This is a genomic window from Psychrobacter sp. CAL346-MNA-CIBAN-0220 (assembly GCF_040309805.1).
In the GTDB taxonomy this organism is placed as follows: Bacteria; Pseudomonadota; Gammaproteobacteria; order Pseudomonadales; family Moraxellaceae; genus Psychrobacter.
Window position 1 is genome coordinate 1 of record NZ_JBEOPF010000379.1, and the last position, 264, is coordinate 264.

The 264-nt window shown below is 37.9% G+C and carries 1 protein-coding gene; it reads right to left on the bottom strand.

What is annotated here, in order from left to right:
* A partial coding sequence (locus tag AAEY88_RS14045) for a DUF885 family protein (RefSeq protein WP_350563367.1) occupies window positions 1-264 on the bottom strand: 264 nt, incomplete at both ends.

A 264-nucleotide genomic window follows, 5' to 3' on the forward strand; every position in this document is an offset into this window, starting at 1 on the left:
TCACTTACTTGATGCTGGTTAATTAAAAATGCCGCGATCATAGAGTGAGTGCCGTACATTTGGTTTACCGGGTAACTGTGGTAACGCCATTTGAAGTCAGCAATTGAGTTTTCAAGATCTTGCTTTTTTAAGTCGTAACTTACTTTAGTTGCATCATCAAGCTGAGCACGATTAATGCTATTAAGCGTTACTAAATCAGCTTTGGTTTGTGCAAAATCTTTTAATTTTTTAGCTTCGCTACCATCGTCCCACTTGTCGTAATCT